This is a genomic window from Rugamonas sp. DEMB1 (assembly GCF_029834475.1).
Lineage (GTDB): Bacteria > Pseudomonadota > Gammaproteobacteria > Burkholderiales > Burkholderiaceae_D > Rugamonas > Rugamonas rubra.
On the sequence record NZ_CP122407.1, the window covers coordinates 1,552,082 to 1,576,727 of the forward strand.

A 24,646-nucleotide genomic window follows, 5' to 3' on the forward strand; every position below is an offset into this window, starting at 1 on the left:
AACTGATCCGAACCGCGCGCCGCCCGCCCAGGCGCCACCTCCGCCGTGGCGCCTCCCGCCCCCTCGGAGAACCAGCCATGCCCGCAGTCGATCCCCAAGCCACTCCCGCGCAAGCCATGCCCGCCGACCGGGCCGCCTACGCCGTCAATGCGCAGGCCATCACCGCCCACCTGTGGCTGGAGGACGACAGCTTGAATGCCGGCCAGTCGACCCCGCTCTACGTCACCTTCTCCGCCGCCGTCACCGGCTTCGACAGCGCCGACCTGGCGCTGTGCGGCGGCAGCCTGGACGCGCTGGTCTCGGACGACGGCGGCATCAACTGGAGCGCCACCTATACGCCCGCCGCCGACACCGTCTCGCCCCTCTACCGGATCGCGCTGGACATGGCCGGCGTGCTCGACCCGCAAGGCAAGCCCGGCCACGGCAGCATCCTGTCCGACGGGTTCTTCGTCAACACGCTGCGCCCGAGCGCCAGCATCGTCGTCGCCGACGCCGCGCTGGCGGCCGGCGAGACCAGCCTGGTCAGCATCACCTTCAACAAGGAGGTCCAATACTTCGACCTGGCCAGCCTGGCGACGCCGCACGGCACGCTGAGCGGCCTGAGCACCAGCGACAACATCCACTGGAGCGCCTTGCTGACGCCGGCGGCCGGCCAGAACAGCGCCGCCAACCACGTCACGCTGGACGGCTCCAGGCTGCGCGACTACTTCGGCAACGTCGCCCGCGACGCCAGCTCCAACGCCTACGTGCTCGACAGCGCGGCGCCCACCGCCAGCGTCGTCGTCGACCAGGCCATGCTGACGCCGGGCCGGGGCGCGCGGGTGACGATCACCTTCAGCGAGGCCGTGGTCGACTTCGACAACGCCGACCTGAGCGCGGCCAACGGCACGCTGAGCGATGTCGCCAGCGCCGACGGCGGCGTCACCTGGAGCGCCACGCTGACGCCGACGGCGCACACGGCCGCCGGCGGCAACGTGGTCAGCCTGGACAACGCCGGCCTGCGCGACCTGGCCGGCAACGCCGGCGCCGGCCACACCGAGTCGAACGCCTACGCCGTCAACACGCGGCCGCCGAGCGCCACCATCACGCTCGACGCCACCGCGCTGAAGCTCGGCGACAGCGCCACCGTGACCATCGTCTTCAGCGAGGCCGTCAGCGGCGTCGACGGCGACGCCCTGACGGCCGGCAACGGCAGCCTCGGCGCCATCGCCAGCCTCGACGGCGGCCGCACCTGGACCTCCACGCTGACCCCGGCGGCCGGCCGGAGCGCGGCCGACAACCTGGTGCGGCTCGACAACAGCCGCGTCGTCAACGGCGTCGGCACGGCCGGCGTCGGCGTCACCGATTCGGCCAGCTACGCGGTCGACACCGAGCGGCCGCAGGCCGGCATCGTCGTCGCCGACGGCGTGCTGCTGGCCGGCCAATCGACGCAGGTGAGCATCAGCTTCAACGAAAAGGTCGTCGGCCTCGAGCTGGACGACCTGAGCGTGGCCAACGGCACGCTGAGCGGCCTGGGCACCAGCGACGGCGGCCTGCACTGGAGCGCCACCTTGACGCCGAGCGCCGCCACCAGCGACGCCAGCAACCTGGTCCGCTTGAACCAGGCCGGCGTGTTCGACCTGGCCGGCAACGCCGGGCAGGGCGGCGCCGACTCGAACAACTACGCCGTCCACACGCAGCGCCCGAGCGCCAGCATCGTCGTCGCCGACCCCGCGCTGACGCCGGGCAAGACCTCGCTGGTGACGATCACCTTCAGCGAGGCCGTCGGCGGCTTCGACAACGCCGACCTCGTCGTCGGCCACGGCACGCTGAGCGCCGTCGGCTCGCTCGACGGCGGCCGCACTTGGACCGCCACGCTGACCCCGGCCGCCGGCCCCTACGGCGGCGCCAACGTGGTGGCGCTGAACGCCGCCGGCGTCCACAACGGCGCCGGCAACAGCGGACTCGGCGTGGTCAGCTCCAACGCCTACACGGTCGGCGCGCCGCCCGAGCCCGAGCCCGAGCCCGAGCCCGGCGTGCCGAGCACCGTCGACGGCGCCGCCGTCGTCACCGTGTTCGGCGTCGATCCCCTGAGCGGCCTGGCCACCCGCAGCGTCAGCGTGGCGCCCTTCGCGCCGGGCCGGCCGGACGACCCCAATTCGGCCAACCCCCACCTGGCCGACATCGCGCTGGGCATCGGCGCCGCCACGCTGACGGTCGGCCTGCCGGCCGGCAGCGGCCTGCTGGCCGAGGGGCCGGCCGACCTGCTCGGCGGCGCCCGCGCGCTGCAGGCGCTGCTCGCGCGCGTCGACCAGAACAGCGCCGCCGGCACGCCGGCCCAACACGAGCTGGAGGGCAGGGCCGCCGACTTCCTGAACGCGCTGCCGGCCGGCGCCAAGCTGCAGATCGGCGTGCTGACGCCGAGCTCGGCACCGGGCGCCGGCGCGCAGACCATCCACATCGACGGTGCCGCGACCACGCCGCCGGCCGGCGCCGTCGGCCTGCTGCTGGACGCCACGCAGTTGGCGGCCGGCAGCGTGGTCGAGCTCAACAACATCGACTTCGCCGCCGTGCTCGGCGCCGCCACCCTGCGCGGCGGCGCCGGCCGGAACCACGTGGTCGGCGACGGCGCGGCGCAAAACATCTTCCTCGGCGCCGCCGACGACCGCCTGTTCGGCGGCGGCGGCGACGACCTCCTCGGCAGCGCCGGCGGCGACGACTACCTCGACGGCGGCGCCGACAACGACACCGTGGTCGGCGGCGGCGGCAACGACACCCTGCTCGGCGGCGCCGGCGACGACCTGCTGCAGGGCGGCCGCAGCGGCCAGGGCGGCTGGACCTTCCGCCTGGCCGCCGACGGCACAGTGAGCGCCCAGCACCAGACGGCGCTGTTCGCCCCGGCGGCCGGCGAGACGCTGTCCCGCGCCGAGCTGAACGGCGCCAGCGCCGGGCTGGCCTTCCTCGCCGCCAAGCCGGGCCAGCTGGCCGAACTGGCGCTGCTGTACCACGCCGCCTTCGGCCGCGTCGCCGACCTCGGCGGGCTCAACTTCTGGCTGCACAGCGGCGCCCCGACGGCGCAGATCGCCGAGGCCTTCGTCGGCTCGGCCGAATGGCAGGGCGGCGCCCTGGCCAAGCTCGACGACGCGGCCTTCGTCGCGCAGCTCTACCAGCAGGTGCTGGGCCGCGCCGCCGAGAGCGCCGGCCAGCAGTACTGGCTGGCCGCGCTGCACGGCGCGGCCGGCCAGCCGCCCCTCGGCCGCGCCCAGCTGCTGCTCGGCTTCGCCCTCAGCGCCGAGCACCGCGCCCGGCAGGGCGGCGAGAACGGCCTGGCCGTCGCCGCCGCCACCGCGGCGGGCGAGAACGGCTGGATCGCCGGCGCCGGCGACAACCGCCTCGACGGCGGCGCCGGCAACGACACCCTGCTCGGCGGCGACGGCGTCGACACCGCCGTCTACGCCGGCAAGCTGGCCGGCTACAAGCTGGTGCTGGGCGGCGACGGCGCCTTCAAAGTGGTCGACAAGGCCAACGGCGACGTCGACACGCTCCACGGTATTGAAAAGGGCGCCTTCGCCGACGGCAGCGTCGACCTGGCCTTCAGCCAGGCCGGCACGGCCGCGCTGAAAACGGTGGGCCTGATGTACCAGGCGGTGCTGGACCGCGCCGCCGACATGGATGGGCTCGCTGCTTGGGTACAACACTTCGCCGGTGCGGATGGGCTCGCGGCCAACTTCGCCGCCTCCGCCGAGTTCCAGGCGCGCTACAATCGTCTGGACGACAACGCCTTCGTCAAGGCGCTGTACGGCAACAGCGGCCTGAGCGACAACGCGGCCGGCGGCGCCTCCCACTGGACCGAATTCCTCGGCACGCACACGCGCGCCGAGCTGGTCGGCGCGTGGGTGGCGCAGCAGGACGTGGTCGACGCCCAGTTTTCCGGCACGGGCTTGTGGCTGCTGTAAATTGGCCAAATGGCAGATAGGCAGGGGCTATTAATTCAATATAATTAATTGCCTTTGTCTAATTGGTTTGGCTAATTAGAATGATTCCATCGTTCACCCCACAGGAGCAAACAATGCGCCAGCAGCCGCCCGTCACCACCGCCTCCGGCATTCCCGTCGCCGACAACCAGAACTCCGCCAGCGCCGGTCCGCGCGGCCCCCTGCTGTTGCAGGACTTCCACCTGATCGAGAAGCTGCAGCACTTCAACCGCGAGCGCATCCCCGAGCGCGTGGTGCACGCCAAGGGTTCCGGCGCCTACGGCAGCTTCACCGTCACCCACGACATCTCGCGCTACACCAAGGCCAAGCTGTTCCACGGCGTCGGCAAGAGCACCGTCACCTTCGCCCGCTTCTCCACCGTCGGCGGCGAGCGCGGCAGCGCCGACACCGAGCGCGACCCGCGCGGCTTCGCCCTGCGCTTCTACACCGAGGAGGGCAACTGGGACCTGGTCGGCAACAACACGCCGATGTTCTTCATCAAGGACCCGATCAAGTTCCCCGACTTCGTCCACACCCAGAAGCGCTGCCCGCAGAGCAACCTGAAATCGCCGACGATGATGTTCGACTTCTGGAGCAAGGCGCCGGAAAGCCTGCACCAGGTCACCATGCTGTTCTCCGACCGCGGCACGCCGGACGGCTACCGCCACATGGACGGCTTCGGCAGCCACACCTACAGCCTGGTCAACGAGGCCGGCGAGCGGGTCTACGTCAAGTGGCACTTCAAGACCCAACAGGGCATCAAGAACCTCAGCGCCGCCGAGGCCTCGCGCCTGGCCGGCGCCGATCCCGACCACGCCCAGCGCGACCTGTTCGAGGCGATCGAGCGCGGCGACTTCCCCCGTTGGGACGTCAAGCTGCAGGTCGCCACCGAGGCCGAGCTGGCCGCCTGGGAGGCGCGCACCGGCTGGAACCCCTTCGATCTGACCAAGGTGTGGCCGCACAAGGACTTCCCGCTGCAGCCGGTCGGCGTGTTCGAGCTGAACCGCAACCCGGACAACTACCACGCCGAGGTCGAGCAGGCCGCCTTCTCGCCGGCCAACGTGGTGCCCGGCATGGGCTACTCGCCCGACAAGATGCTGCAGGGCCGCCTGTTCGCCTACCACGACGCCCAGCTGTACCGGGTCGGCACCAACCACCAGCACCTGCCGGTCAACGCGCCGCGCTGCCCCCTCCACAACCAGCAGCGCGACGGCGCCATGGCCATCGCCAACGGCGGCATCGCGCAGAACTACGCCACCGTCGAAGCGGCCGGCAGCCGGCCGTCCGGCCTGGGCCACGGCGAACCCGGGCTGGCCCTGCACGGCGCCGCCGGCCGCTACGACGGCCGTGGCGGCGAGGACGACTACACCCAGGCCGGCAACCTGTTCCGCCTGATGACGGCGGCCGAGCGGCAGAACCTGTTCGACAACCTGGCCGGTCCGCTCAGCCAGGTCGGCGAGGAGATCGTGCAGCGCCAGCTGGGCCACTTCGACCAGGCCGACCCGGCCTACGGCGCCGGCGTGCGCGCCGCCTTGCAGGCGCGCGCCCGCTAGGGTGCCGGGCGGCGCCGGGCGGCGCGGGCGGTGGCTTGCGCCGCCCCGGCCCTGGCGCCGCCGCCTGCGCCGCCGGTGCTCCCCCTGCGCCACGCGGAACTGCACTACAATCAGGCTGGCAATCCACCACTAGCTTGTGTTTCGCGGAGGTCGTTTGAAAAAAACCATCAGCAGCAAGGCCGCCGTGTCGGGCCAGGTCGTCCTGGTGCTGCAGGGCGGCGGCGCGCTGGGCGCCTACCAGCTCGGCGTCTACCAGGCCATGCACGAGGCCGGCATCGAGCCGGACTGGGTCATCGGCACCTCGGTCGGCGCCATCAACGCCGCCATCATCGCCGGCAACCCGGTGCACCAGCGGCTCGAGCGCCTGCGCCAGTTCTGGCAGCGCATGGAGCAGAACCCGCTCGGCTTCGCCGGCATGCCGCGCGCCTTCGCCAACGCCATGACCATGGGGCAGGGCATCCCCGCCTTCTTCGAACCCAACCTGGCCGCCTGGTGGAACCTCGACGCCCGCGTCGGCCCCGAGCGCGCCTCGTTCTACCAGACCGCGCCGCTGCGCACCACCCTGGAAACGCTGGTCGACTTCGACTACCTGAACGCCCACCACACCCGCCTGACGGTGGGCGCCGTCAACGCCCGCAACGGCGCCATGCGCTACTTCGACAGCAGCAAGGAGAAACTCGACGCCTCGCACATCATGGCCTCCGGCGCCATCCCGCCGGCCTTCCCGGCGGTGCGCATCGACGGCGAACCCTACTGGGACGGCGGCATCTACTCCAACACGCCGATCGAGGCGGTGCTCGACGACGAGCCACGGCGCAGCTCGGTGATCTTCTCGGTGCAGGTGTGGAACCCGGACGGCAGCGAGCCGCAGAGCGTGCTGCAGGTGCTCGACAAGCACAAGGAGATCCAGTACGCCAGCCGCGCCGGCAACATCGAACAGCAGCGCAAGCTGCACCGGCTGCGCCACGTGATCCGCCAGCTCAGCCTGCACCTGCCCGACGAGGCGGCCGCCTCGGCCGAGCTGCGCGAGCTGGCCTCATGGGGCTGCGGCACCACCATGCACGTCGTCGCGCTGAAGGCGCCCCGCCTGGGCAACGAGGACCACACCAAGGACATCGACTTCAGCGCCCAGGGCATCCGCCAGCGCTGGCAGGCCGGCCAGGACGACGCCCGGCGCTTCATCGAGCAGCGCCCGTGGGAGCAGCCGGTCGACCCGATCGAGGGCGTGCTGATCCACGAGCTGCCCGAGTTGTAGGCCGGCGCGCCGGGACGCTCAGGCGGCCGGCGTCCCCAGCACCTCCTGGCACACCTCCAACCAGGCGCGCGCCGCGTGCGACAGGTAGCGCCCGTTCCACACCTGCGCCACCTGCCACTGCAGCTCCGGCTCGACCAGCCGCAGCGCGTCCATGCGGCCGATCGCCAGCCGGTGCACGAAGGGCTGCGGCAGCAGCGCCACCCCCATGCCGGCCGAGGCCATCGCCACCAGCCAGTCCCACTGGCCGCTCTGCGCCGCCACCTGCGGCTCGAAGCCGGCCCGCGCGAAGGCGGCGCGCAGGCTGCGCGTCAGCGCGAAGTCGTCCTTGAGCAGCACCAGCGGCAGCGCCGCCAGCTCCCTGAAGCGCAGCGTGCTCTGCCCCTTGCGGAAGCTGCCCAGCGCCGCCAGCGCCCACAGCGGATAGCTGGCGATCTGCAGCGCCTCCAACTCCAGCGCCGGATCGACCGGCAACACCGTCATGCCGATCTCCAGCTCGCCGGCCGCCACCTGGCGCTCGATCGCCTGTCCCGTGCCCTCCTGCAGCGTCAGCGCGATCTGCGGATAGCGCGCGCGGAAGGCCTTCAACACCGGCGTGAACAGCAGGTTGATCATCGGCGGAATGCCCACCGTCAGGCTGCCGCGCGTGCGCGCCTGGGTGTCGCGCACCTCCAGGTTCAATTGGCGCAGGGTGGCCAGCATGTCCTCGCCGCGCGCGAAGACGACGCGGCCGGTGTCGGTCAGCGTCAGCTTGCGGCCCTCGCGCAGCAGCAGCTGGGCGCCGACCTCCTGCTCCAGCTGGCGCACCATCTTGCTGATGGTCGACTGCGTCACGTGCAGCGACTCGGCCGCCTGGGTGAAGCTGTTGAGCCGCACCGTCTCGACGAAATAGCGCAGCGAGCGCAGGTCCATGGTCTTCCTTGCTATGAAAAAAACGACTGAAACAGAGGAAATTAAGTCATGCAGCGAATGATTCACTAATTTTATACTGCTTCGCATAATCTGTATAACAATCAGGAGCACACATGTACGAAGACCGCATCCGCCGCCCGGCCTTGATGGAAAAACTGATGAGCGCCGAGCAGGCCGCCAAGCTGTTCGCCGACGGCATGACCGTCGGCATGAGCGGCTTCACCCGCGCCGGCGACGCCAAGGCGCTGCCGGCCGCGCTGGTCGAACGGGCCCGCCACGAGCCGCTGCGCCTGACCCTGATCACCGGCGCCTCGCTCGGCAACGACAGCGACGGCCTGATGGCCAGCGCCGGCGTGGTGGCGCGCCGCCTGCCGTTCCAAAGCGACGCCGCGCTGCGCCGCAAGATCAACAGCGGCGAGGTGATGTTCATCGACCAGCACCTGTCCGAGACCGCCGAGCAGCTGCGCTCGGGCGACCTGGCGCCGGTCGACGTCGCCGTCATCGAGGCGGTCGCCATCACCGCCGACGGCGGCATCATCCCCAGCATGTCGGTCGGCAATTCGGCCAACTTCGTGCTGCAGGCCAAGAAGGTGATCGTCGAGATCAACCTGGCCGCGCCGCTGGCGCTCGAGGCCTGCACGACATCTACCTGCCGGCGCCGCGGCCGCGCCGTGGCGCCATCCCGCTGATCAACGCCTGGCAGCGCATCGGCACCACCGCCATCCAGGTCGACCCGGCGCGCATCGCCGCCATCGTCATCACCGACAGCCCGGACAGCCCGTCCAACGCGCTGCCGGGCGACGCCGAGACCGACGCCATCGCCGGCCACGTCATCGCCTTCCTCGAGGGCGAGGTCAAGGCCGGCCGCATGGGACCGGAGCTGCTGCCGCTGCAGGCCGGCATCGGCACCATCGCCAACGCCGTGCTGCACGGCCTGATAGCCTCGCCGTTCCGCGACATGACGATGTACTCCGAGGTGCTGCAGGACAGCGCCATCGAGCTGCTCGACTCGGGCCAGCTGGCGATGGCCTCGGCCTCCTCGATCACCCTGTCGGCCAAGATGCACCAGCACTTCATCGACAACCTCGAGCGCTACCGCCAGCGCATCGTGCTGCGCCCGCAGGAGATCAGCAACCACCCCGAGGTGGTGCGCCGGCTCGGCATCATCGCCCTCAACACCGCGCTCGAGTTCGACATCTACGGCAACGTCAACTCGACCCACGTCGGCGGCACCCACATGATGAACGGCATCGGCGGCTCCGGCGACTTCGCCCGCAACGGCCAGCTGTCGCTGTTCGTCAGCAAGTCCGTCGCCAAGGGCGGCGCCATCTCCAGCGTGGTGCCGATGGCCTCGCACGTCGACCACACCGAGCACGACGTCGACGTGCTGGTGACCGAGTGGGGCCTGGCCGACCTGCGCGGCCTGGCGCCGCGCGAGCGCGCCGTGCTGATCATCGAACACTGCGCCCACCCCGACTACCGGCCCCAGCTGCGCGCCTACTACGAGGAGGCCTGCTCGGCGGCGGCCAGACCCCGCACGTGCTGGAGAAGGCCCTGTCCTGGCACGCCCGCTACAAAACCGCCGGCACCATGCTGCAGCCCGCCACCTAAGCCGAAACCTCGGGGTCAGTGCCGACATTCGGACATTCATGCGCTGAATGTCCGAATGTCGGCACTGACCCCGCTTCCCCTTGTGCGGGCCCGGCATTGAAGAAATGCCGGGCTTTTTGCCGTTTCGCCGGCCGAATATTCGGTCTTCGCCGTAAACTGGGGCGGACGGCGCTTTGCGAATCGGCGCAAAACGCGGAAAATAGCGGCATCGGCAACTTCCATTCTCACGGGACCAGCAATGACCATCAAAATCAGCCAAAACTTCGACTCCGGCGCCATCGAGGTGCTGCGCGCCGACAGCGCCGCCACCATCGACCTGAACCTGCGCAAGGATTCGCACGCCGACATCCACCAGTGGTTCCACTTCCGCCTGCAGGGCGGCCGCGACCAGGCCTGCACCATGCGCTTCCTCAACGCCGGCCAGGCCACCTACGCCAAGGGCTACGAGGACTACCAGGCCGTCGCCAGCTACGACGGCGACACCTGGTTCCGCGTGCCGACCAGCTTCGACGGCGAGGTCATGACGATCCGCCACACCCCCGAGCTCGACAGCGTCTACTACGCCTACTTCGAGCCCTACTCGTTCGACCGCCACCTGGGCCTGCTGGGCGAGGTGGCGGAGAACCCGCTGGCCCGCGTGCTCGACCTGGGCAACACCGTCGACGGCCGCGACCTCAACCTGGTGGTCATCGGTAAGCCCGAGGCGGAGAAGAAGATCTGGATCATCGCCCGCCAGCACCCCGGCGAGTCGATGGCCGAATGGTTCGTCGAAGGCCTGATGGACTCGCTGCTCGACGACGCCAACCCGATCGCCCGCAAGCTGCTGCAGCGCTGCGTGTTCTACATCGTGCCGAACATGAACCCGGACGGCGCGGTGCGCGGCAACCTGCGCACCAACGCCGCCGGCGCCAACCTGAACCGCGAGTGGATGACGCCGTCCGTCGAGCGCAGCCCGGAAGTGCTGTACGTCAAACAGAAGATGCACGAGACCGGCATCAACATGTTCTTCGACATCCACGGCGACGAGGCGCTGCCCTACAACTTCGTGGCCGGCAACGAGATGCTGACCAATTTCACGCCCGAGCAGGCCGCCAGCCAGCAGGCCTTCATCGAGCGCTACAAGAACGCCAGCCCCGACTTCCAGGACAAGTTCGGCTACGCCGCCAGCAAGTACAAGGAGGACATGCTGACCCTGGCGTCGAAGTATGTCGGCCACCACTTCGGCTGCCTGGCGCTGACCCTGGAGATGCCGTTCAAGGACAACGCCGACCTGCCCGACGCCCACGTCGGCTGGAACGGCGCGCGCAGCGCGGCGCTGGGCGCGGCGCTGCTGCAACCGATCCTGCTGTCGCTGGACTGAGCCATGGGCGTCGAGATCGAACGCAAGTTCCTGCTGCGCGGCGACGCCTGGAAGAGCCTGGGCGAGCCGGTGTTGCTGCGCCAGGGCTACCTGTCGTCGGAGCGCGAGCGGGTGGTGCGGGTGCGCATCGAGAACGGCCAGGGCATGCTCACCATCAAGGGCGCCAACGTCGGCGCCAGCCGCGGCGAGTGGGAGTATCCGATTCCGCTGGCCGACGCCGAGCAGCTGCTCGACGGCCTGTGCGAGCGGCCGCTGATCGAGAAGTACCGGCGCCGCATCGAGTTCGCCGGCAACGTCTGGGAGGTCGACGAGTTCCTCGGCGCCAACGACGGCCTGGTCGTCGCCGAGATCGAGCTGGCCAGCGAGGACCAGGCCTTCGAGCGGCCCGACTGGGTCGGCGACGAGGTCACGGACGACGCCCGCTACTTCAACGCCAACCTGATCCGCAAGCCGTATTCGCTCTGGTAGTCGGCCGTTCGGCCGCACAACCAGCCACGCCAGCGGCACCGTAGAAGTAAAAAAACCTCGCTTCGGCGAGGTTTTTTGATTGCGGGCGGTTCCCTTGCTGACATGTGCCAAGACCGGCGATCTCAAGCGATATACGATCATTGAAGTTCTCCCTTCCTTTTCTAAAATGCCTCCTGCCAACGCCCGTCCTTTATGTTGATGAGGAACCCGTGTACGCCGAGCTCGTTCTCAAGTACAAAGAACCCATTGAAGCGGCGAAAGTACTTGTCGGCATCCGGGAAGTCATCGGCGTCAATCAAGTAAAAGTCGGGGTCGCGCTGGCGGGGACTCCATTGGCTAGCGTGCCGAGCATGGTGCGATCCGCCTTGGGTGCTGAGCAAGTGTTAGGCACCACAGTCGTCTACTTCATGGAGGGAAACGATATGATCAAGGTCCATATCGCGGCCCGATCTCTGGCGGAAGTGCGCAAGCAGTGCGCGCGGATCGCCAGACAGCTTTCCGGTAAAATCGGCTCGGTGTCTACTGCAAATGCGAGCGTCCTGGTTTCATTGAAGGGATCGGCCGAGGTGCTGATGGTTGGCGAGAGGCTGTCCTTTGCGCTGCGCCTTTGGGCAATCGCGCTGGAGAAGTTCATCGGCAAGTTTTTCCCGGCCGCTATCGCGTTTGCATTGGCAGCAATGTTCTTGTCCGGCACAACTGCAGTCGCTTCCGCAGCAATTGGCGCGGTCGCCGCCGGTGTCGGGGCGCTGGTCGAAGCGGCAATTGCCGCCGGCCGCGCGGGAGAATGGACGTGGACGTGGAGGGATTTATCATGAACTCAATGGCACATGCCAAGCCCATGCGCTTGGTCACCGATTTGGAGCGGCCGGTGTTTGACGCTCTGCGCGACCTGCCGCCTGGATACACTGTTGACATACAGCCTGACCAGGTCGAAATCGTGCCGGAATGGGGGCAGGCATTTTTCTACGAACCTGATTGCCTCGTGATGGCACCCGACGGCCGGCGCCTGCTCGTTGAAGTCAAGTCGCGCTACGCCTTGACTTTGATGAACATGGCGCTATTGACGACCATCCAGCACCACGTGCAAGTTAGCGGTGCGGAGTTTCTGGTGCTAGTGCCGGACGCGCAGACAAAGCCATCGCCGGGCCAGTTGTTGGCGCAGTTCGACCAGCTGCATATCGCCTACCTCCACGGCTCGTCCGGCGTGGTTCCTGCCGTGCTTGGCGCTTTCCGCGACGCTACTGAAGACAGGCCGCGAAAAATTGCCACGCCGTCGCAACAGTAAAGGAGCCGTTCACCGGCGTACTGGCTCTGGCACGCCATCGATTTTGTACTATGCTGGGAACATGGATGATCGCCTAATAGCGTTTGAGGCGCATTTCAACGCCATCCTTCCGACCCTCGCGACGAAGGCGGATGTCGAGGCTTTGCGTGCCGAAATTCACAAGTGGATGCTGGGAACCATTGTAGGCATGTTCATCGGCTTCGCCGGCTTGCTGCTGGCCATGCAAAACATGGCGCGGCCGCCGGCCGTGGTCCAGCCGCCGGCCCCAGGCCCGGCGCAGCGGACTCTGCAATTGGAAGCGCCGCCGCCGTCAGTCATCATCATCATCAATCCGCCGCCCAAATAGCAAAAGCCCCCGTTTGACCGGGGGCTTTTGTTGTCGACAGCGCCGAAGCGGGGCGGCTGAGTGGCTTAGTGGAAGTGCTCGGTGCCGCTCGGCGCGTCCTCGGGCATTTCGGCGTGGGCCAGCTCGCCGACCGGGTCGGCGAACAGCGGCGCGCCGCAGTCGTCGCAGAACTCGGCCACGTAGCGCTCGCTGTGCTTCTTGATGGCGGTGACGCCGGCCTCGTTCAGGTAGCCGACGATCTCGTCGACCGGCGTGACCGGCTTGCCCGACACGGCGTCGGCGCCGCCCTGCACGCCACCCTCGGGTGGCGTGCCTTCCTCGTCCTCCTGGCCGTACAGCGGCCAGACCACGCCGTAGATCACGTCCGGCGCCTGGCGCTGGGTGAAGCCGATGCGGTACTCGTCGACCTGGCCGTCGGCCGACTCCTCGCCGAAGCCGGCGATCACGGCGCGCAGCTCGGAGGCCTCGACGCCCAGGGTGTGCGTCAGGTAGTGCACGGCGGCGCGGATCGACACCGGACGGATCAGCTTGTCCGCCTCGCGGCAGGCCATGTAGTAGGCCTCCGGCAGCAGCAGCTCGATGCCGCAGCCGGGCAGCAGGCGCGCCACGGTCGGCGTCGCCTGGGCGCGCCACTGCTCCAGCGCCTTGCCGCGCTCGGCGATGAAGTTGGCCTGGTTGGCCGGCATCTGCCAGCGGAACAGCGGGCCGCCGGCCGGCGCCACCACGGCCACCAGCAGGTAGCGCGTGTCGGCCAGGAAGGGCGCCGTCTCCGGCGCCTTGTTGTCGGCCTTCAGCGCCGTGCCCTTCAGCGCGGCCTGGGCCAGCTTGTGGGTCTTGGCGTAGGTCTCGACGTGGCTGCGCGGCAGCTGGTCGATCGAGTACAGCGCCGGCGACATGGCCACCTGCGTGCCGTCGGCCAGCAGGTGGGCGGCGAAGTGGGCCGACAGCGTGCTCAGCAGCTCGCCCGAGATGGCGCCGGAGGCGATCGAGAAGCGGGTCCAGGCCAGGATGGGCGCGGCCACCAGCAGCACGTCGTACTGGGTCGGCACGCCGGCCACGTCGACGGTGACGGTGGTCGACTCGCTGACCGCCTCGACGCCGTCCATCAACACGTCGTAGGCGTTCAAGTCTTCCTTGAACAGGCTGTTGAGCGTGGTGTCGATGGTGTCCTGGTGGCCGGTCTTGAGGAGTTTCTGAAGCTGCGCATCGAGGCTGTGCTCCCAGGCCCGCTCTTCGACGCGGCTGGCCGCCTGGCCGACGGCTTGGGAGAAGGTCACAAGGCGTTGGCTCTCGGCGGACAATTTATGGGATGAATCTTTGGATGGACGACGCATAGCGGCTATAAGAGTCTCGGTAAAAGTGGAAAAAGCGGATCAGTCAAGCAAATGATAACCCTTATGTGACGTATTGTAGTGGATTCGCGCACATCGCGGCACCTCGATGGGCGATTGCGCCGCCGGCGTCCTTCGAGGGTCAGACCCTGAGGGTCTGACCCTGGCTTCGGCGTCCCGGGGTGGGGTAAAAAAAACGCCGGACGAATCCGGCGCTTTCCGCTCACCCGGCGCGGCCGGGCTTAGGCGGCCAGCAGCTGGCGCAGCACGAAGGGCAGGATGCCGCCGTGCTTGTAGTAGTCGACCTCGATCGGCGTGTCGATGCGCAGCAGCACCTTGACGTCCTGGCTGGAGCCGTCGGCGCGGTGGATCACCAGCGTGGCCAGTTGTTGCGGCTTGATCTCGCCCTCCAGGCCCTTCAGGTCGTAGACCTCCTTGCCGGTGATGCCGAGCGTCTCGACGCTGTCGTTGCCGATGAACTGCAGCGGCAGCACGCCCATGCCGACCAGGTTGGAGCGGTGGATGCGTTCGAACGAGCGCACGATCACCGCCTTCACGCCCAGCAGCTGGGTGCCCTTGGCGGCCCAGTCGCGCGACGAGCCGGTGCCGTACTCCTCGCCGCCGAACACCATGGTCGGCGTGCCGGCCGCGACGTACTTCATCGCCGCGTCGTAGATCGACAGCTGTTCGCCGCTCGGCTGGTGGATGGTGATGCCGCCCTCGACGGCCGAGCCGTCGGCCTTGGCCGGGATCATCTTGTTCTTGATGCGCACGTTGGCGAAGGTGCCGCGCATCATGATCTCGTGGTTGCCGCGGCGCGAGCCGTAGGAGTTGAAGTCCGCCTTCAGCACGCCGTTGGCCAGCAGCCATTGGCCGGCCGGGCCGTCCTCCTTGATCGAGCCGGCCGGCGAAATGTGGTCGGTGGTGATCGAGTCGCCGAACACGCCCAGCGCGCGCGCGCCCTGGATGCCGGTGGCGGCCGCCTTCGGCTCCATGGTGAAGCCGTCGAAGAAGGGCGGCTCGGCGATGTAGGTCGAGGCCGGCCAGTTGTAGACCTGGCCCTCGGTCGAGGAGACGTCCTGCCACAGCTTGCCGGGGTTGCCCTTGACGTCGGCGTAGTTGGCCTTGAACACCTTCGAGTTCATGGCGAACTTCATCAGCTTGGCGATCTCCTTCGAGCTCGGCCAGATGTCGCCCAGGTAGACGTCCTGGCCGTCCTTGCCCTTGCCGACCGGCTGCGTCATCAGGTCGACCGTCATGTTGCCGGCGATGGCGTAGGCCACCACCAGCGGCGGCGAGGCGAGGAAGTTGGAGCGGATGTTCGGGTGGATGCGCGCCTCGAAGTTGCGGTTGCCCGACAGCACGGCCGAGGCCACGATGTCGTTGCTGCTGATGGCCGCGTTCAGTTCCGGCGTCAGGTCGCCGGCGTTGCCGATGCAGGTGGTGCAACCGTAGGCGGTGACGCCGAAGCCGAGCTGCTCCAGGTAGGGCAGCAGGCCGGCGGCGGTCAGGTATTCGGTCACCACGCGCGAGCCGGGCGCCAGCGAGGTCTTGATGTGCGGCGCCACCGTCAGGCCGGCCTCGACCGCCTTCTTGGCCAGCAGGCCGGCGGCCAGCAGCACGCTCGGGTTGGAGGTGTTGGTGCAGGAGGTGATGGCGGCGATCAGCACGTCGCCGTTCTTCACGTTCACGCCGTTGCTGGTGGTGTAGTTCCGGTTCAGGGCCCTCGGCTTTTTTGTTGAAGCCGTTTTCCGTGGTCGGCTTGGAGAACAGCTCGGTGAAGTTGTTCTTGACGTTGCCGATCTCGATGCGGTCTTGCGGCCGCTTGGGGCCGGCCAGCGACGGCGTCACCGAGGTCAAATTCAGTTCCACCACGCGGGTGTAGTCGATCTCGCCGGCCTTGGGCACGCCGTACAGCCCTGCGCCTTGAAGTAGCCGGCGAAGGCGTCGATCTCGGCCTTGCTGCGGCCGGTGCCCTCGAAGTACTCGATGGTGGCGTCGTCGACCGGGAAGAAGCCCATGGTGGCGCCGTATTCGGGCGCCATGTTGGCGATGGTGGCGCGGTCGGTCAGCGACAGCGTCTCGGTGCCTTCGCCGAAGAACTCGACGAACTTGCCGACCACTTTTTCCTTGCGCAGCAGTTCGGTGATGGTCAGCACCAGGTCGGTCGCGGTGCAGCCTTCGCGCAGCACGCCGGTCAGGTTGACGCCGATCACGTCCGGGGTCAGGAAGTAGACCGGCTGGCCCAGCATGCCGGCCTCGGCCTCGATGCCGCCGACGCCCCAGCCGACCACGCCGATGCCGTTGATCATGGTGGTGTGCGAGTCGGTGCCGACCAGGGTGTCGGGGAAGTAGACGCCGTCGGCCGCCTTGTGCACGCCGCGCGCCAGGTACTCCAGGTTGACCTGGTGGACGATGCCGAAGCCCGGCGGCACCACGCCGAAGGTGTCGAAGGCCTGCATGCCCCATTTCATGAACTGGTAGCGCTCGTTGTTGCGCGAGAATTCCAGCTTCATGTTCAGGTCCAGCGCGTTCTTCTCGCGGAAGTGGTCGATGGTCACCGAGTGGTCGACCACCAGGTCGACCGGCACCAGCGGCTCGATCTTCTTGGCGTCGATACCCATCTTGTTGGCGACGTTGCGCATCGCCGCCAGGTCGGCCAGCAGCGGCACGCCGGTGAAGTCCTGCAACACCACGCGCGCCACCACGAAGGGGATCTCGTCGGTGCGCTCGCCGGTCGGCGCCCAGCCGGCCAGCTGCTTGATGTGCTCCTCGGTGACCTTCTTGCCGTCGCAGTTGCGCAGCACCGATTCCAGCACCAGGCGGATCGATACCGGCAGGCGCGAGACCTTCAGGCCCAGGCTTTTCTCCAGCGCCGGTAGCGAGTAGAACTGGCCCTTCTTGCCTGCCGAAATAGTGAAATCCTTGAGCGTGTTCAGAGTGTTGCGGGACATGACTTCTCCTTCAGTGGGTATCGTCTATTCTTGATTTTCAGTGTGACCATGGTGCTGCGCGGCGCCCGCCGGGGAGGGGGGGGCGCCGCCTACATCAAAGCTTGGCCTCGGCCGGCGCGGCCGGCGCGGCGCTGACCGGAGCCAGCTGCTCGGCGTTGCGGCATTCGTTGGCCAGCTGGCGGTTCTGTTTGGAGTCGAGCAGCATGCCCTTGGCCGGGATGCCGATCCAGACCAGGCCGTACAGCTTGTTCTCGAAGCGCAGCGCGCCCGTCTCGGTGCCGACCCGGGTCAGCCGGTGCAGCCGCTTCTTCCAGCGCAGCGCGATGTGGTTGTCGTCGTCGACGTTCTTGAAGATGGTGATCTTGTTGCCCAGCTCGCAGTGGAAGTCGGTGATGGCCGAGCCGGCGACGGCCGGCTCGTCGGCCTCCTCGTCGGGCGTCTTGGCCGCGGCCTTGGCCTCGGCCGCCTTGACGGCCTTGTGCTTGACCGGCTTCTTGACTTCGGCCTGGGCGCTGGCGGCCAGGGTGAGGGAGGCCAGCGCGAGGCTGCAGGCCATGAATAGTTTGGAGATAGACATCAGATTGTTTCCTGTGGGTGGACGTTGGAGCTGCCGTTGATCAACGCGACGACCGACTCCGGCAAAGCCAGGCCGGCCAGTTTGGCGCGCTGCAGAACGGTCCAATAATATCGGTAGCTGGCGCGGTCGTGCAAGCGGCCGTTCTGCGCGATCGGCCCCCATTGCGCCAGTTGCGCCTCGTGCAGGATGGTGGCCGCCTCGTTGACCTCGGACAGGCGCGGCGTGAAGGCCTTGATGACCGGCTTGATCTGGTTCGGGTGGATGCTCCACATCCGCGTGAAGCCGAACTCGGCGGCGGCGCGCTGGGCGTCGTTGGCGGCCACGGCGGTGTCCTTGATCTCGGTCGTCACGTTGTGCGACGGCACCTTGCCGTGGGCGTGGCAGGCGGCGGCGATCTCCAGCTTGGCGCGCACCACCAGCGGGTGGCTGAACTGGCCCGGCGTGCGCATGGCGTTGCCGGGAATGGCGCCGTAGTGGGCCGAGACGAAGTCCATGATGCCGAACGACAGGCACTCGACCTGGGGCAGGGCGGCGATGGCGTAGGCCTCGCGCAGCGCGCCGTGGGTCTCGATGAGCACGTGCACCGGCAGGTCGGCGCGCCCGGCCGCCAGCGCGTGGCGGTTGATCAGTTCGATCGCGGCGGCCACCTCGGCGGCGCCGTGCACCTTGGGCAGCACGATGTAGGCCAGCTTGGCGGCGGCGCCGCAGATGATGGCGACGTCGTTGGCGAAGTGCGGGCTGGCGATGTCGTGCACGCGCGCGCCGATGCGCGAGAACTTGTTGTCGGCCGAGGCGACCAGCTCGGCCACCAGGCGGGCGTGGGCCTCCTCGTTGCCGGCGCTGGCGCCGTCCTCGCAGTCGAGGGTGATGTCGAACAGCGGGCCAAGCTCTTGTTGCAAGGCGATCGATTTACGCATCAGCTTTTCGGCGCCGGCGTAGTGGTCGCAGGCCGGCAGGAGCAACGGCTGGCGATTGCCTTGGAATAAAACCTCGGATGGGTGCATGCGGGATGGGGGTGGTGTTGCGGTTGCGGCGGTCGCGGCGGCGGCCGGCAGGGTGGCGTCCGCCGGGCTGGCCGGGGGCGTTGCGGGGGAGGCTGCGGGTGAGGCTGAATACGACTCCGCCGCGCTGCTCTCGGCAGCGCGGCGGGTGCGGCGGATCGGTGGTTTAACCGGTTCCACGGTCGCTGTGTGGATTAGCCCAGCAGGTGTTTCACGCCGTTTTGCTCTTCCAGCAGTTCGTTCAGGGTGACATTGATGCGCTCTTGCGAGAACTCATCGACGCTCAGGCCCTGGACGATCTTGTATTCGCCGTTTTCGGTGGTGACCGGGAAACCGAACATCACGCCTTCAGGAATACCGTAGGAGCCGTCCGAAGGGATGCCCATGGTGGTCCACTTGCCGGCGGTGCCGAGCACCCAGTCGTGCACGTGGTCGATGGCGGCGTTGGCCGCCGACGCTGCCGACGACAGGCCGCGCGCCTCGATGATGGCGCCACCGCGCTTGCCGACGGTCGGCAGGAACACGTCCTTGTTCCAGACGTCGTCGTTGATCATGGCCTTGACCGATTGGCCGTCGATTTCGGCGTAGCGGTAGTCGGCGTACATGGTCGGCGAGTGGTTGCCCCAGACGAACAGTTTTTCGATGGCCGAGACCGGCTTGCCGGTTTTCGCGGCGATCTGCGAGGCGGCGCGGTTGTGGTCCAGGCGCAGCATGGCGGTGAAGTTCTTGGCCGGCAGCGAAGGCGCCGATTTCATCGCGATGTAGGCGTTGGTGTTGGCAGGGTTGCCGACCACCAGCACTTTGACGTTGCGCGAGGCGACGGCGTCGAGCGCCTTGCCCTGCACGGTGAAGATCTGCGCGTTGGCTTCCAGCAGGTCCTTGCGTTCCATGCCAGGGCCGCGTGGACGGGCGCCGACCAGCAGGGCGACGTCGGCGTCTTTGAAGGCGGTCATCGGATCGGCGTGGGCGGTCATGCCGGCCAGCAGCGGGAAGGCGCAGTCGTCGATTTCCATCATGACGCCTTTGATGGGCCTTCTGGGCGCGCTCGTCGTTGATTTCCAGCAGTTGCAGGATGACCGGCTGGTCTTTGCCGAGCATGTCGCCGTTGGCGATGCGGAACAGCAGGGAATAGCCGATCTGGCCGGCGGCGCCGGTGACAGCAACACGCATTGGGGTTTTAGCCATGATGAATCTCCAAAGTGGGAATGAAAACGTCTGAAGCTGGGCCTACGCTTATTCGGGAAAACAGTAATGATACCAAAACCGGCGGCCTTGTCGGGCCGATATTCGCGGCCGCGCCCGGGCCAATTCCGGCCTGGCCGCCGCGCCGCGCCGGGGCGGCGCCGCCTTGGGGGCCGGCGCCAACGGCGTCGCGTTGACCTTTGTTGCTACAGGGACTATGCTTTTCTTGCTCGTGGCGGCCGCGCCGCCATGCCGGAAACCGCATGGTTGGCGAGTGTAGGCTGCTTGAAACCATCTGTCAATCGTATCTTATGTCTTATATAAGACACATAAGTTAAGCGTCTTTTTGCTGGACGGGAAGGGGCTTTTGTGTTGAAATCTCGCCCTATGAATCCCGTCCCGCCCAACCCGAGCCAGAATCCCGCCGCCGCCACCACCGGCGCCGCGGCCGGCCCGACCGCGGCAAGCGCAGGCCCGTCGAGCTCGCCAACCTTTTCCCCACTGTACCAGCAAATCAAGGCGCTCATCACGCAGAGCCTGCAGTCGGGCGAGTGGAAGCCCGGCGAGCTCATTCCCAGCGAGGTCGAGCTGGCCAACCGCTTCAAGGTCAGCCAGGGCACCGTGCGCAAGGCCATCGACGAGCTGGCCGCCGAGAACCTGGTCATGCGCCGCCAGGGCAAGGGCACCTTCGTCTCGACCCACCACGAGGCGCGCGCCCACTTCCGCTTCCTGCGCCTGATGCCCGACGAGGGCGTGCCGCACTATCCGGAGAGCCGCTTCATCGAGGTCAAGCGCATGCGCGCCCCGGCCGACGTGGCCCGCCTGCTCGACTTGAAGTCCGGCGACGCCGTCATCTTCGTCAAGCGGGTGCAGTATTTCGACGGCGTGCCGACCATCGTCGAGGAGCTCTGGCTGCCCGGGCTGACCTTCGAGGGCTTGACCGCCGAGCGCCTGGTCGAGTACAAGGGGCCGATGTACGGCCTGTTCGAGTCCGAGTTCGGCACCCGCATGATCCGCGCCGCCGAGAAGATCCGCGCCGTCTGCGCCGACGCCGGCGCCGCCGCGCTGCTGCAGATCGCCGCCGGCACGCCGCTGCTGTGCTCCGAGCGGGTCTCCTTCACCTACGGCGACAAGCCGGTCGAACTGCGCCGCGGCCTGTATTCGACCGAGCGGCACCATTACCAGAACGATTTGAACTGAGGTGTTGAATGGATTGGATTGAACCGCCTGAACCGAATTAACGCCGGCGTTGAACCGGCCTCGGGCCAGACGCCGGCGCCCCGATGGGGCAAGATGGCCTGGCTTGAAAAATGATGAGACCGCCGGCGTCCAGCGCCGGCGCGGCACGGGGTCCGCAACGCTGGCTTGTTGTTTTGTAAAGCGTTGTTGTGCTGAATATACGTTGAACTACAGAAAGTAGCGCGCGGTCGGTGTTGTAAAACACTATTTTCGTTATATGTAACGATAGATATTGGTCTGAACTATGAAAATAGGCGAAAATCGCAGTCTCAATATTTTTAGTCAAAGCTTAAGGGAGGTCTTGTTATGTCTGAAGCCGTAAGGGAAGTACCAAAAAAAGAGCGGCCGGAATTTCGGAATATTCACGTCACGGAATTGTCGAACTACCGCTTGCCCTTAGCCGGCATCGTATCCATCCTGCACCGCATCAGCGGTTTCATGATGTTTGCCTTGTTGCCAGTGGTGTTGTATCTGCTGGAGTTGTCGCTCCGTTCGGAAATCTCCTTCGCCTATTTCCAAGGCATCGCCTCGCACCCGCTGTGCAAGCTGGTGATTTTGGCGCTGGTCTGGGGTTATATGCAGCACTTCTGCGCCGGCGTGCGCCACCTGTTCATGGACCTGCACTTCGGCCTGGACAAGGATTCGGCCCGTAAATCGGCCGCCAGCGTGCTGGTGATCAGCCTGGCCGCGACCCTGTTGGTCGCCCTCAAATTGTTTGGAGTGTTCTGATGGCAAATAACAATATCGGCCCAAAACGCCTGGTAGTGGGCGCCCACTACGGCCTGCGCGACTGGCTGGCCCAGCGCGTCACCGGCGTGCTGATGGTGGCCTACACCGTGGTCCTGCTGGTCGCCTTCCTGACCGGCAACAACTTCACGTATGAAGGCTGGGCCGGCCTGTTCGCCCAGCAGTGGTTCAAGCTGTTCAGCGCCGTCACCCTGTTCGGCCTGTTCTATCACGCCTGGGTAGGTGTGCGCGACATCTGGATGGACTACGTCAAGTCCATCGGTCTGCGTCTGACCCTGCAAATTGCCACCATGCTGTGGTTGATCGCTTGCGCGTTTTACGCAGTGCAAATTCTCTGGAGTGTTTAATCGTGGCAGCTATCAAATCCGCAATCCCCACCCGCCGCTTTGACGCGGTCATCGTCGGCGCCGGCGGCTCCGGCATGCGCGCATCCCTGCAACTGGCCGAGGCCGGTTTGAACGTGGCGGTGCTGTCGAAGGTCTTCCCGACCCGTTCACACACCGTGGCGGCGCAGGGCGGCATCGGCGCCTCGCTGGGCAACATGGCCGAGGACAACTGGTTCTGGCACATGTTCGACACCGTCAAGGGCGGCGACTACCTGGGCGACCAGGACGCCATCGAGTTCATGTGCCGCGAAGCGCCGAAGGTCGTCTACGAGCTGGAACACTTCGGCATGCCGTTCGACCGCAACCCCGACGGCACCATCTACCAGCGTCCGTTCGGCGGCCACACCGCCAACTTCGGTGAAAAAGCCGTGCAGCGCGCCTGCGCCGCCGCCGACCGCACCGGCCACGCCCTGCTGCACACCCTGTACCAGCGCAACGTGCGCGCCCGCACCCACTTCTTCGTCGAATGGATGGCGATCGACATCATCCGCGACGCCGAAGGCGACGTCGTCGGCGTGGTCGCGCTGGAGATGGAAACCGGCGAATGCATGATCCTGGAAGCCAAGACCACCATCTTCGCCACCGGCGGCGCCGGCCGCATCTTCGCCGCCTCCACCAACGCCTTCATCAACACCGGCGACGGCATGGGCATGGCGGCACGCGCCGGCCTGCCCCTGCAGGACATGGAGTTCTGGCAGTTCCACCCGACCGGCGTGGCCGGCGCGGGCGTGCTCATCACCGAGGGCGTGCGCGGCGAGGGCGGCATCCTGATCAACAGCGAAGGCGAGCGTTTCATGGAACGCTACGCGCCGACCCTGAAGGATCTGGCGCCGCGCGACTTCGTCTCGCGCTCGATGGACCAGGAGATCAAGGAAGGCCGCGGCTGCGGTCCGAACAAGGACCACGTCATGCTGGACCTGCGCCACATCGGCGCCGACACCATCCAGAAGCGTCTGCCGTCGATCCTGGAAATCGGCCACAAGTTCGCCAACGTCGACGCCACCAAGGAACCGATTCCCGTCGTGCCGACCATCCACTACCAGATGGGCGGTATTCCGACCAACATCCACGGCCAGGTCGTCGCCCCCGGCGCCGACGGCAGCCAGAAGATCGTCAACGGCCTGTACGCGATCGGCGAATGCGCCTGCGTCTCGGTGCACGGCGCCAACCGCCTGGGCACCAACTCGCTGCTCGACCTGCTGGTCTTCGGCCGCGCCGCCGGCAACCACGTGGTCGCCTCCAACCTGAAGCAGAAGGAAAACAAGCCGCTGCCGAAGGACGCCTCCGAGTTCGCCATGGGCCGCCTGAACAAGCTGGAAACCTCGACCGGCAGCGAAACCGTGCAGGGCGTCGCCAACGACATCCGCGCCACCATGCAGAAGTTCTGCGGCGTGTTCCGCACCGACGAGCTGCTCAAGCAGGGCTATGTCGAGATCATGAAGCTCGACGAGCGCCGCAAGCACGTCTCGTACAAGGACAAGTCGATGGTCTTCAACACCGCCCGCGTCGAGGCGCTGGAGTTGGACAACCTGATCGAAACGGCCAAGGCGACCATCACCTCGGCGGTGGCGCGCAAGGAATCGCGCGGCGCCCACGCCCACAGCGATTTCCCCAACCGCGACGACGACAACTGGATGAAGCATACCCTGTGGTTCTCCGAAGGCAACCGCCTCGACTACAAGGCGGTGGTCACCAAGCCGCTGACGGTCGACACCTTCAAGCCGAAACCACGTACTTTCTAAAGGTCAGAACATGGCACGCACTATCAAACTTAAAATCTACCGCTACGATCCCGACCAGGACGCCAAGCCGTACATGCAGGACGTCACCGTCGAACTGAAGGACACCGACAAGATGCTGCTCGACGCGCTGCAACGCATCAAGTCCGACGTCGACGACTCGCTGTCGCTGCGCCGCTCCTGCCGCGAAGGCGTGTGCGGTTCCGACGCGATGAACATCAACGGCAAGAACGGCCTGGCCTGCACCACCAACCTGAACGAGCTGACCCAGCCGATCGTGTTGCGTCCGCTGGCCGGCCTGCCGGTGATCCGCGACCTGATCGTCGACATGACGCAGTTCTTCAAGCAGTACGATTCGATCAAGCCCTACCTGATCAACGACTCGATCCGCCCGGAGAAGGAACGCCTGCAAAGCCCGACCGAGCGCGAAGAGCTCGACGGCCTGTACGAGTGCATCCTGTGCGCCTGCTGCTCGACCTCCTGCCCGTCGTTCTGGTGGAATCCGGACAAGTTCGTCGGCCCGGCCGGCCTGCTGCAAGCCTACCGCTTCATCGCCGACTCGCGCGACGAGGCCACCGGCGCGCGCCTGGACAACCTGGAGGATCCGTACCGCCTGTTCCGCTGCCACTCGATCATGAACTGCGTCGACGTTTGCCCCAAGGGTTTGAACCCGAACAAGGCGATCGGCAAGATCAAGGAACTGATGGTCCGCCGCGCGATCTAAGCGGCCGCGCCGTACCACGGCGCACA

Annotated in this window: 17 protein-coding genes and 3 pseudogenes; 14 read left to right on the forward strand and 6 right to left on the reverse strand. The window is 67.1% G+C overall.

Features of this window, described 5'->3' with window-relative positions; genetic code table 11:
- Positions 1-116 precede the first annotated feature (116 nt).
- From QC826_RS07105 to QC826_RS07115, 3 genes are all read left to right on the forward strand, one after another.
- Positions 117-3,935, forward strand: a complete 3,819-nt coding sequence (locus tag QC826_RS07105) for an Ig-like domain-containing protein (protein WP_279764982.1) — start codon at positions 117-119, stop codon at positions 3,933-3,935.
- A 113-nt stretch (positions 3,936-4,048) separates the two neighbouring features.
- On the forward strand, positions 4,049-5,506 hold the full coding sequence (locus QC826_RS07110; RefSeq protein WP_279764983.1) for a catalase: 1,458 nt from the start codon (positions 4,049-4,051) through the stop codon (positions 5,504-5,506).
- Between the two features lie 154 nt (positions 5,507-5,660).
- Entirely contained in the window at positions 5,661-6,761 is a 1,101-nt protein-coding gene (locus QC826_RS07115) for a patatin-like phospholipase family protein (protein ID WP_279764984.1), read from the forward strand.
- Positions 6,762-6,779: 18 nt separating this feature from the next.
- Here QC826_RS07115 and QC826_RS07120 read toward each other — a convergent pair whose 3' ends face one another.
- A complete protein-coding gene (locus QC826_RS07120; protein WP_279764986.1) occupies positions 6,780-7,670 on the reverse strand; it encodes a LysR substrate-binding domain-containing protein in 891 nt (296 codons plus the stop codon).
- A gap of 113 nt (positions 7,671-7,783) precedes the next feature.
- Here QC826_RS07120 and QC826_RS07125 point away from each other — a divergent pair.
- From QC826_RS07125 to QC826_RS07150, 6 genes and pseudogenes are all read left to right on the forward strand, one after another.
- Positions 7,784-9,281 (forward strand): annotated as a pseudogene (locus QC826_RS07125) (acetyl-CoA hydrolase/transferase family protein).
- 238 nt (positions 9,282-9,519) lie between these two features.
- Positions 9,520-10,641: a M14-type cytosolic carboxypeptidase gene (locus tag QC826_RS07130; RefSeq protein ID WP_279764987.1), complete on the forward strand. Its 1,122-nt coding sequence runs from the start codon at positions 9,520-9,522 to the stop codon at positions 10,639-10,641.
- A 3-nt stretch (positions 10,642-10,644) separates the two neighbouring features.
- Entirely contained in the window at positions 10,645-11,109 is a 465-nt protein-coding gene (locus QC826_RS07135; RefSeq protein WP_099419270.1) for a CYTH domain-containing protein, read from the forward strand.
- Between the two features lie 209 nt (positions 11,110-11,318).
- On the forward strand, positions 11,319-11,924 hold the full coding sequence (locus QC826_RS07140; protein WP_279764988.1) for a hypothetical protein: 606 nt from the start codon (positions 11,319-11,321) through the stop codon (positions 11,922-11,924).
- Positions 11,921-12,394, forward strand: a complete 474-nt coding sequence (locus QC826_RS07145) for a hypothetical protein (RefSeq protein WP_279764989.1) — start codon at positions 11,921-11,923, stop codon at positions 12,392-12,394. Before QC826_RS07140 ends, QC826_RS07145 begins: the two co-directional genes overlap by 4 nt.
- Positions 12,395-12,455: 61 nt before the next feature.
- The gene (locus QC826_RS07150) at positions 12,456-12,740 is read left to right on the forward strand and encodes a hypothetical protein (RefSeq protein ID WP_279764990.1); all 285 of its coding nucleotides are present in this window, start codon (positions 12,456-12,458) and stop codon (positions 12,738-12,740) included.
- Positions 12,741-12,805: 65 nt separating this feature from the next.
- Here QC826_RS07150 and QC826_RS07155 read toward each other — a convergent pair whose 3' ends face one another.
- The 5 genes and pseudogenes from QC826_RS07155 to QC826_RS07175 all read right to left on the reverse strand — a co-directional run bounded on the left by QC826_RS07155 (position 12,806) and on the right by QC826_RS07175 (position 19,788).
- Entirely contained in the window at positions 12,806-14,074 is a 1,269-nt protein-coding gene (locus tag QC826_RS07155) for a DUF2863 family protein (RefSeq protein ID WP_279764991.1), read from the reverse strand.
- A gap of 239 nt (positions 14,075-14,313) precedes the next feature.
- Positions 14,314-17,025: pseudogene (acnA, locus tag QC826_RS07160) on the reverse strand (aconitate hydratase AcnA).
- Between the two features lie 94 nt (positions 17,026-17,119).
- Positions 17,120-17,602: a hypothetical protein gene (locus tag QC826_RS07165; protein WP_279764992.1), complete on the reverse strand. Its 483-nt coding sequence runs from the start codon at positions 17,600-17,602 to the stop codon at positions 17,120-17,122.
- Positions 17,602-18,606, reverse strand: a complete 1,005-nt coding sequence (locus QC826_RS07170) for a CoA ester lyase (protein WP_279764993.1) — start codon at positions 18,604-18,606, stop codon at positions 17,602-17,604. The genes QC826_RS07165 and QC826_RS07170 overlap by 1 nt, the downstream gene beginning before the upstream one ends.
- Before the next feature lie 191 nt (positions 18,607-18,797).
- Positions 18,798-19,788 (reverse strand): annotated as a pseudogene (locus QC826_RS07175) (malate dehydrogenase).
- Between the two features lie 384 nt (positions 19,789-20,172).
- Here QC826_RS07175 and QC826_RS07180 point away from each other — a divergent pair.
- From QC826_RS07180 to QC826_RS07200, 5 genes are all read left to right on the forward strand, one after another.
- Positions 20,173-20,985, forward strand: coding sequence for a GntR family transcriptional regulator (locus QC826_RS07180; RefSeq protein WP_279764994.1), 813 nt, complete (start codon positions 20,173-20,175; stop codon positions 20,983-20,985).
- A gap of 345 nt (positions 20,986-21,330) precedes the next feature.
- Positions 21,331-21,753 (forward strand): succinate dehydrogenase, cytochrome b556 subunit, encoded by a 423-nt coding sequence (gene sdhC, locus QC826_RS07185; RefSeq protein ID WP_279764995.1) that lies wholly within the window; start codon positions 21,331-21,333, stop codon positions 21,751-21,753.
- Complete coding sequence (gene sdhD, locus QC826_RS07190) at positions 21,753-22,118, forward strand: succinate dehydrogenase, hydrophobic membrane anchor protein (RefSeq protein ID WP_279764996.1); 366 nt, start codon at positions 21,753-21,755, stop codon at positions 22,116-22,118. The genes sdhC and sdhD overlap by 1 nt, the downstream gene beginning before the upstream one ends.
- Before the next feature lie 2 nt (positions 22,119-22,120).
- Complete coding sequence (gene sdhA / locus QC826_RS07195) at positions 22,121-23,899, forward strand: succinate dehydrogenase flavoprotein subunit (RefSeq protein WP_093388032.1); 1,779 nt, start codon at positions 22,121-22,123, stop codon at positions 23,897-23,899.
- A gap of 10 nt (positions 23,900-23,909) precedes the next feature.
- A complete protein-coding gene (locus tag QC826_RS07200) occupies positions 23,910-24,620 on the forward strand; it encodes a succinate dehydrogenase iron-sulfur subunit (protein ID WP_093388033.1) in 711 nt (236 codons plus the stop codon).
- Positions 24,621-24,646: the final 26 nt, after the last annotated feature.

What these genes read in the sequence shown, in the direction of transcription:
- QC826_RS07110 (WP_279764983.1), top strand. Translation starts at nt 4,049, where the DNA reads ATGCGCCAGCAGCCGCCCGTCACCACCGCCTCCGGCATTCCCGTCGCC.
- QC826_RS07145 (WP_279764989.1), top strand. Translation starts at nt 11,921, where the DNA reads ATGAACTCAATGGCACATGCCAAGCCCATGCGCTTGGTCACCGATTTG.
- QC826_RS07130 (WP_279764987.1), top strand. Translation starts at nt 9,520, where the DNA reads ATGACCATCAAAATCAGCCAAAACTTCGACTCCGGCGCCATCGAGGTG.
- sdhD (WP_279764996.1), top strand. Translation starts at nt 21,753, where the DNA reads ATGGCAAATAACAATATCGGCCCAAAACGCCTGGTAGTGGGCGCCCAC.
- QC826_RS07165 (WP_279764992.1), bottom strand. Translation starts at nt 17,602, where the DNA reads ATGTCTATCTCCAAACTATTCATGGCCTGCAGCCTCGCGCTGGCCTCC.
- QC826_RS07150 (WP_279764990.1), top strand. Translation starts at nt 12,456, where the DNA reads ATGGATGATCGCCTAATAGCGTTTGAGGCGCATTTCAACGCCATCCTT.
- QC826_RS07135 (WP_099419270.1), top strand. Translation starts at nt 10,645, where the DNA reads ATGGGCGTCGAGATCGAACGCAAGTTCCTGCTGCGCGGCGACGCCTGG.
- QC826_RS07155 (WP_279764991.1), bottom strand. Translation starts at nt 14,074, where the DNA reads ATGCGTCGTCCATCCAAAGATTCATCCCATAAATTGTCCGCCGAGAGC.
- QC826_RS07170 (WP_279764993.1), bottom strand. Translation starts at nt 18,606, where the DNA reads ATGCACCCATCCGAGGTTTTATTCCAAGGCAATCGCCAGCCGTTGCTC.
- QC826_RS07105 (WP_279764982.1), top strand. Translation starts at nt 117, where the DNA reads ATGCCCGCCGACCGGGCCGCCTACGCCGTCAATGCGCAGGCCATCACC.
- QC826_RS07120 (WP_279764986.1), bottom strand. Translation starts at nt 7,670, where the DNA reads ATGGACCTGCGCTCGCTGCGCTATTTCGTCGAGACGGTGCGGCTCAAC.
- QC826_RS07180 (WP_279764994.1), top strand. Translation starts at nt 20,173, where the DNA reads ATGAATCCCGTCCCGCCCAACCCGAGCCAGAATCCCGCCGCCGCCACC.
- QC826_RS07200 (WP_093388033.1), top strand. Translation starts at nt 23,910, where the DNA reads ATGGCACGCACTATCAAACTTAAAATCTACCGCTACGATCCCGACCAG.
- sdhC (WP_279764995.1), top strand. Translation starts at nt 21,331, where the DNA reads ATGTCTGAAGCCGTAAGGGAAGTACCAAAAAAAGAGCGGCCGGAATTT.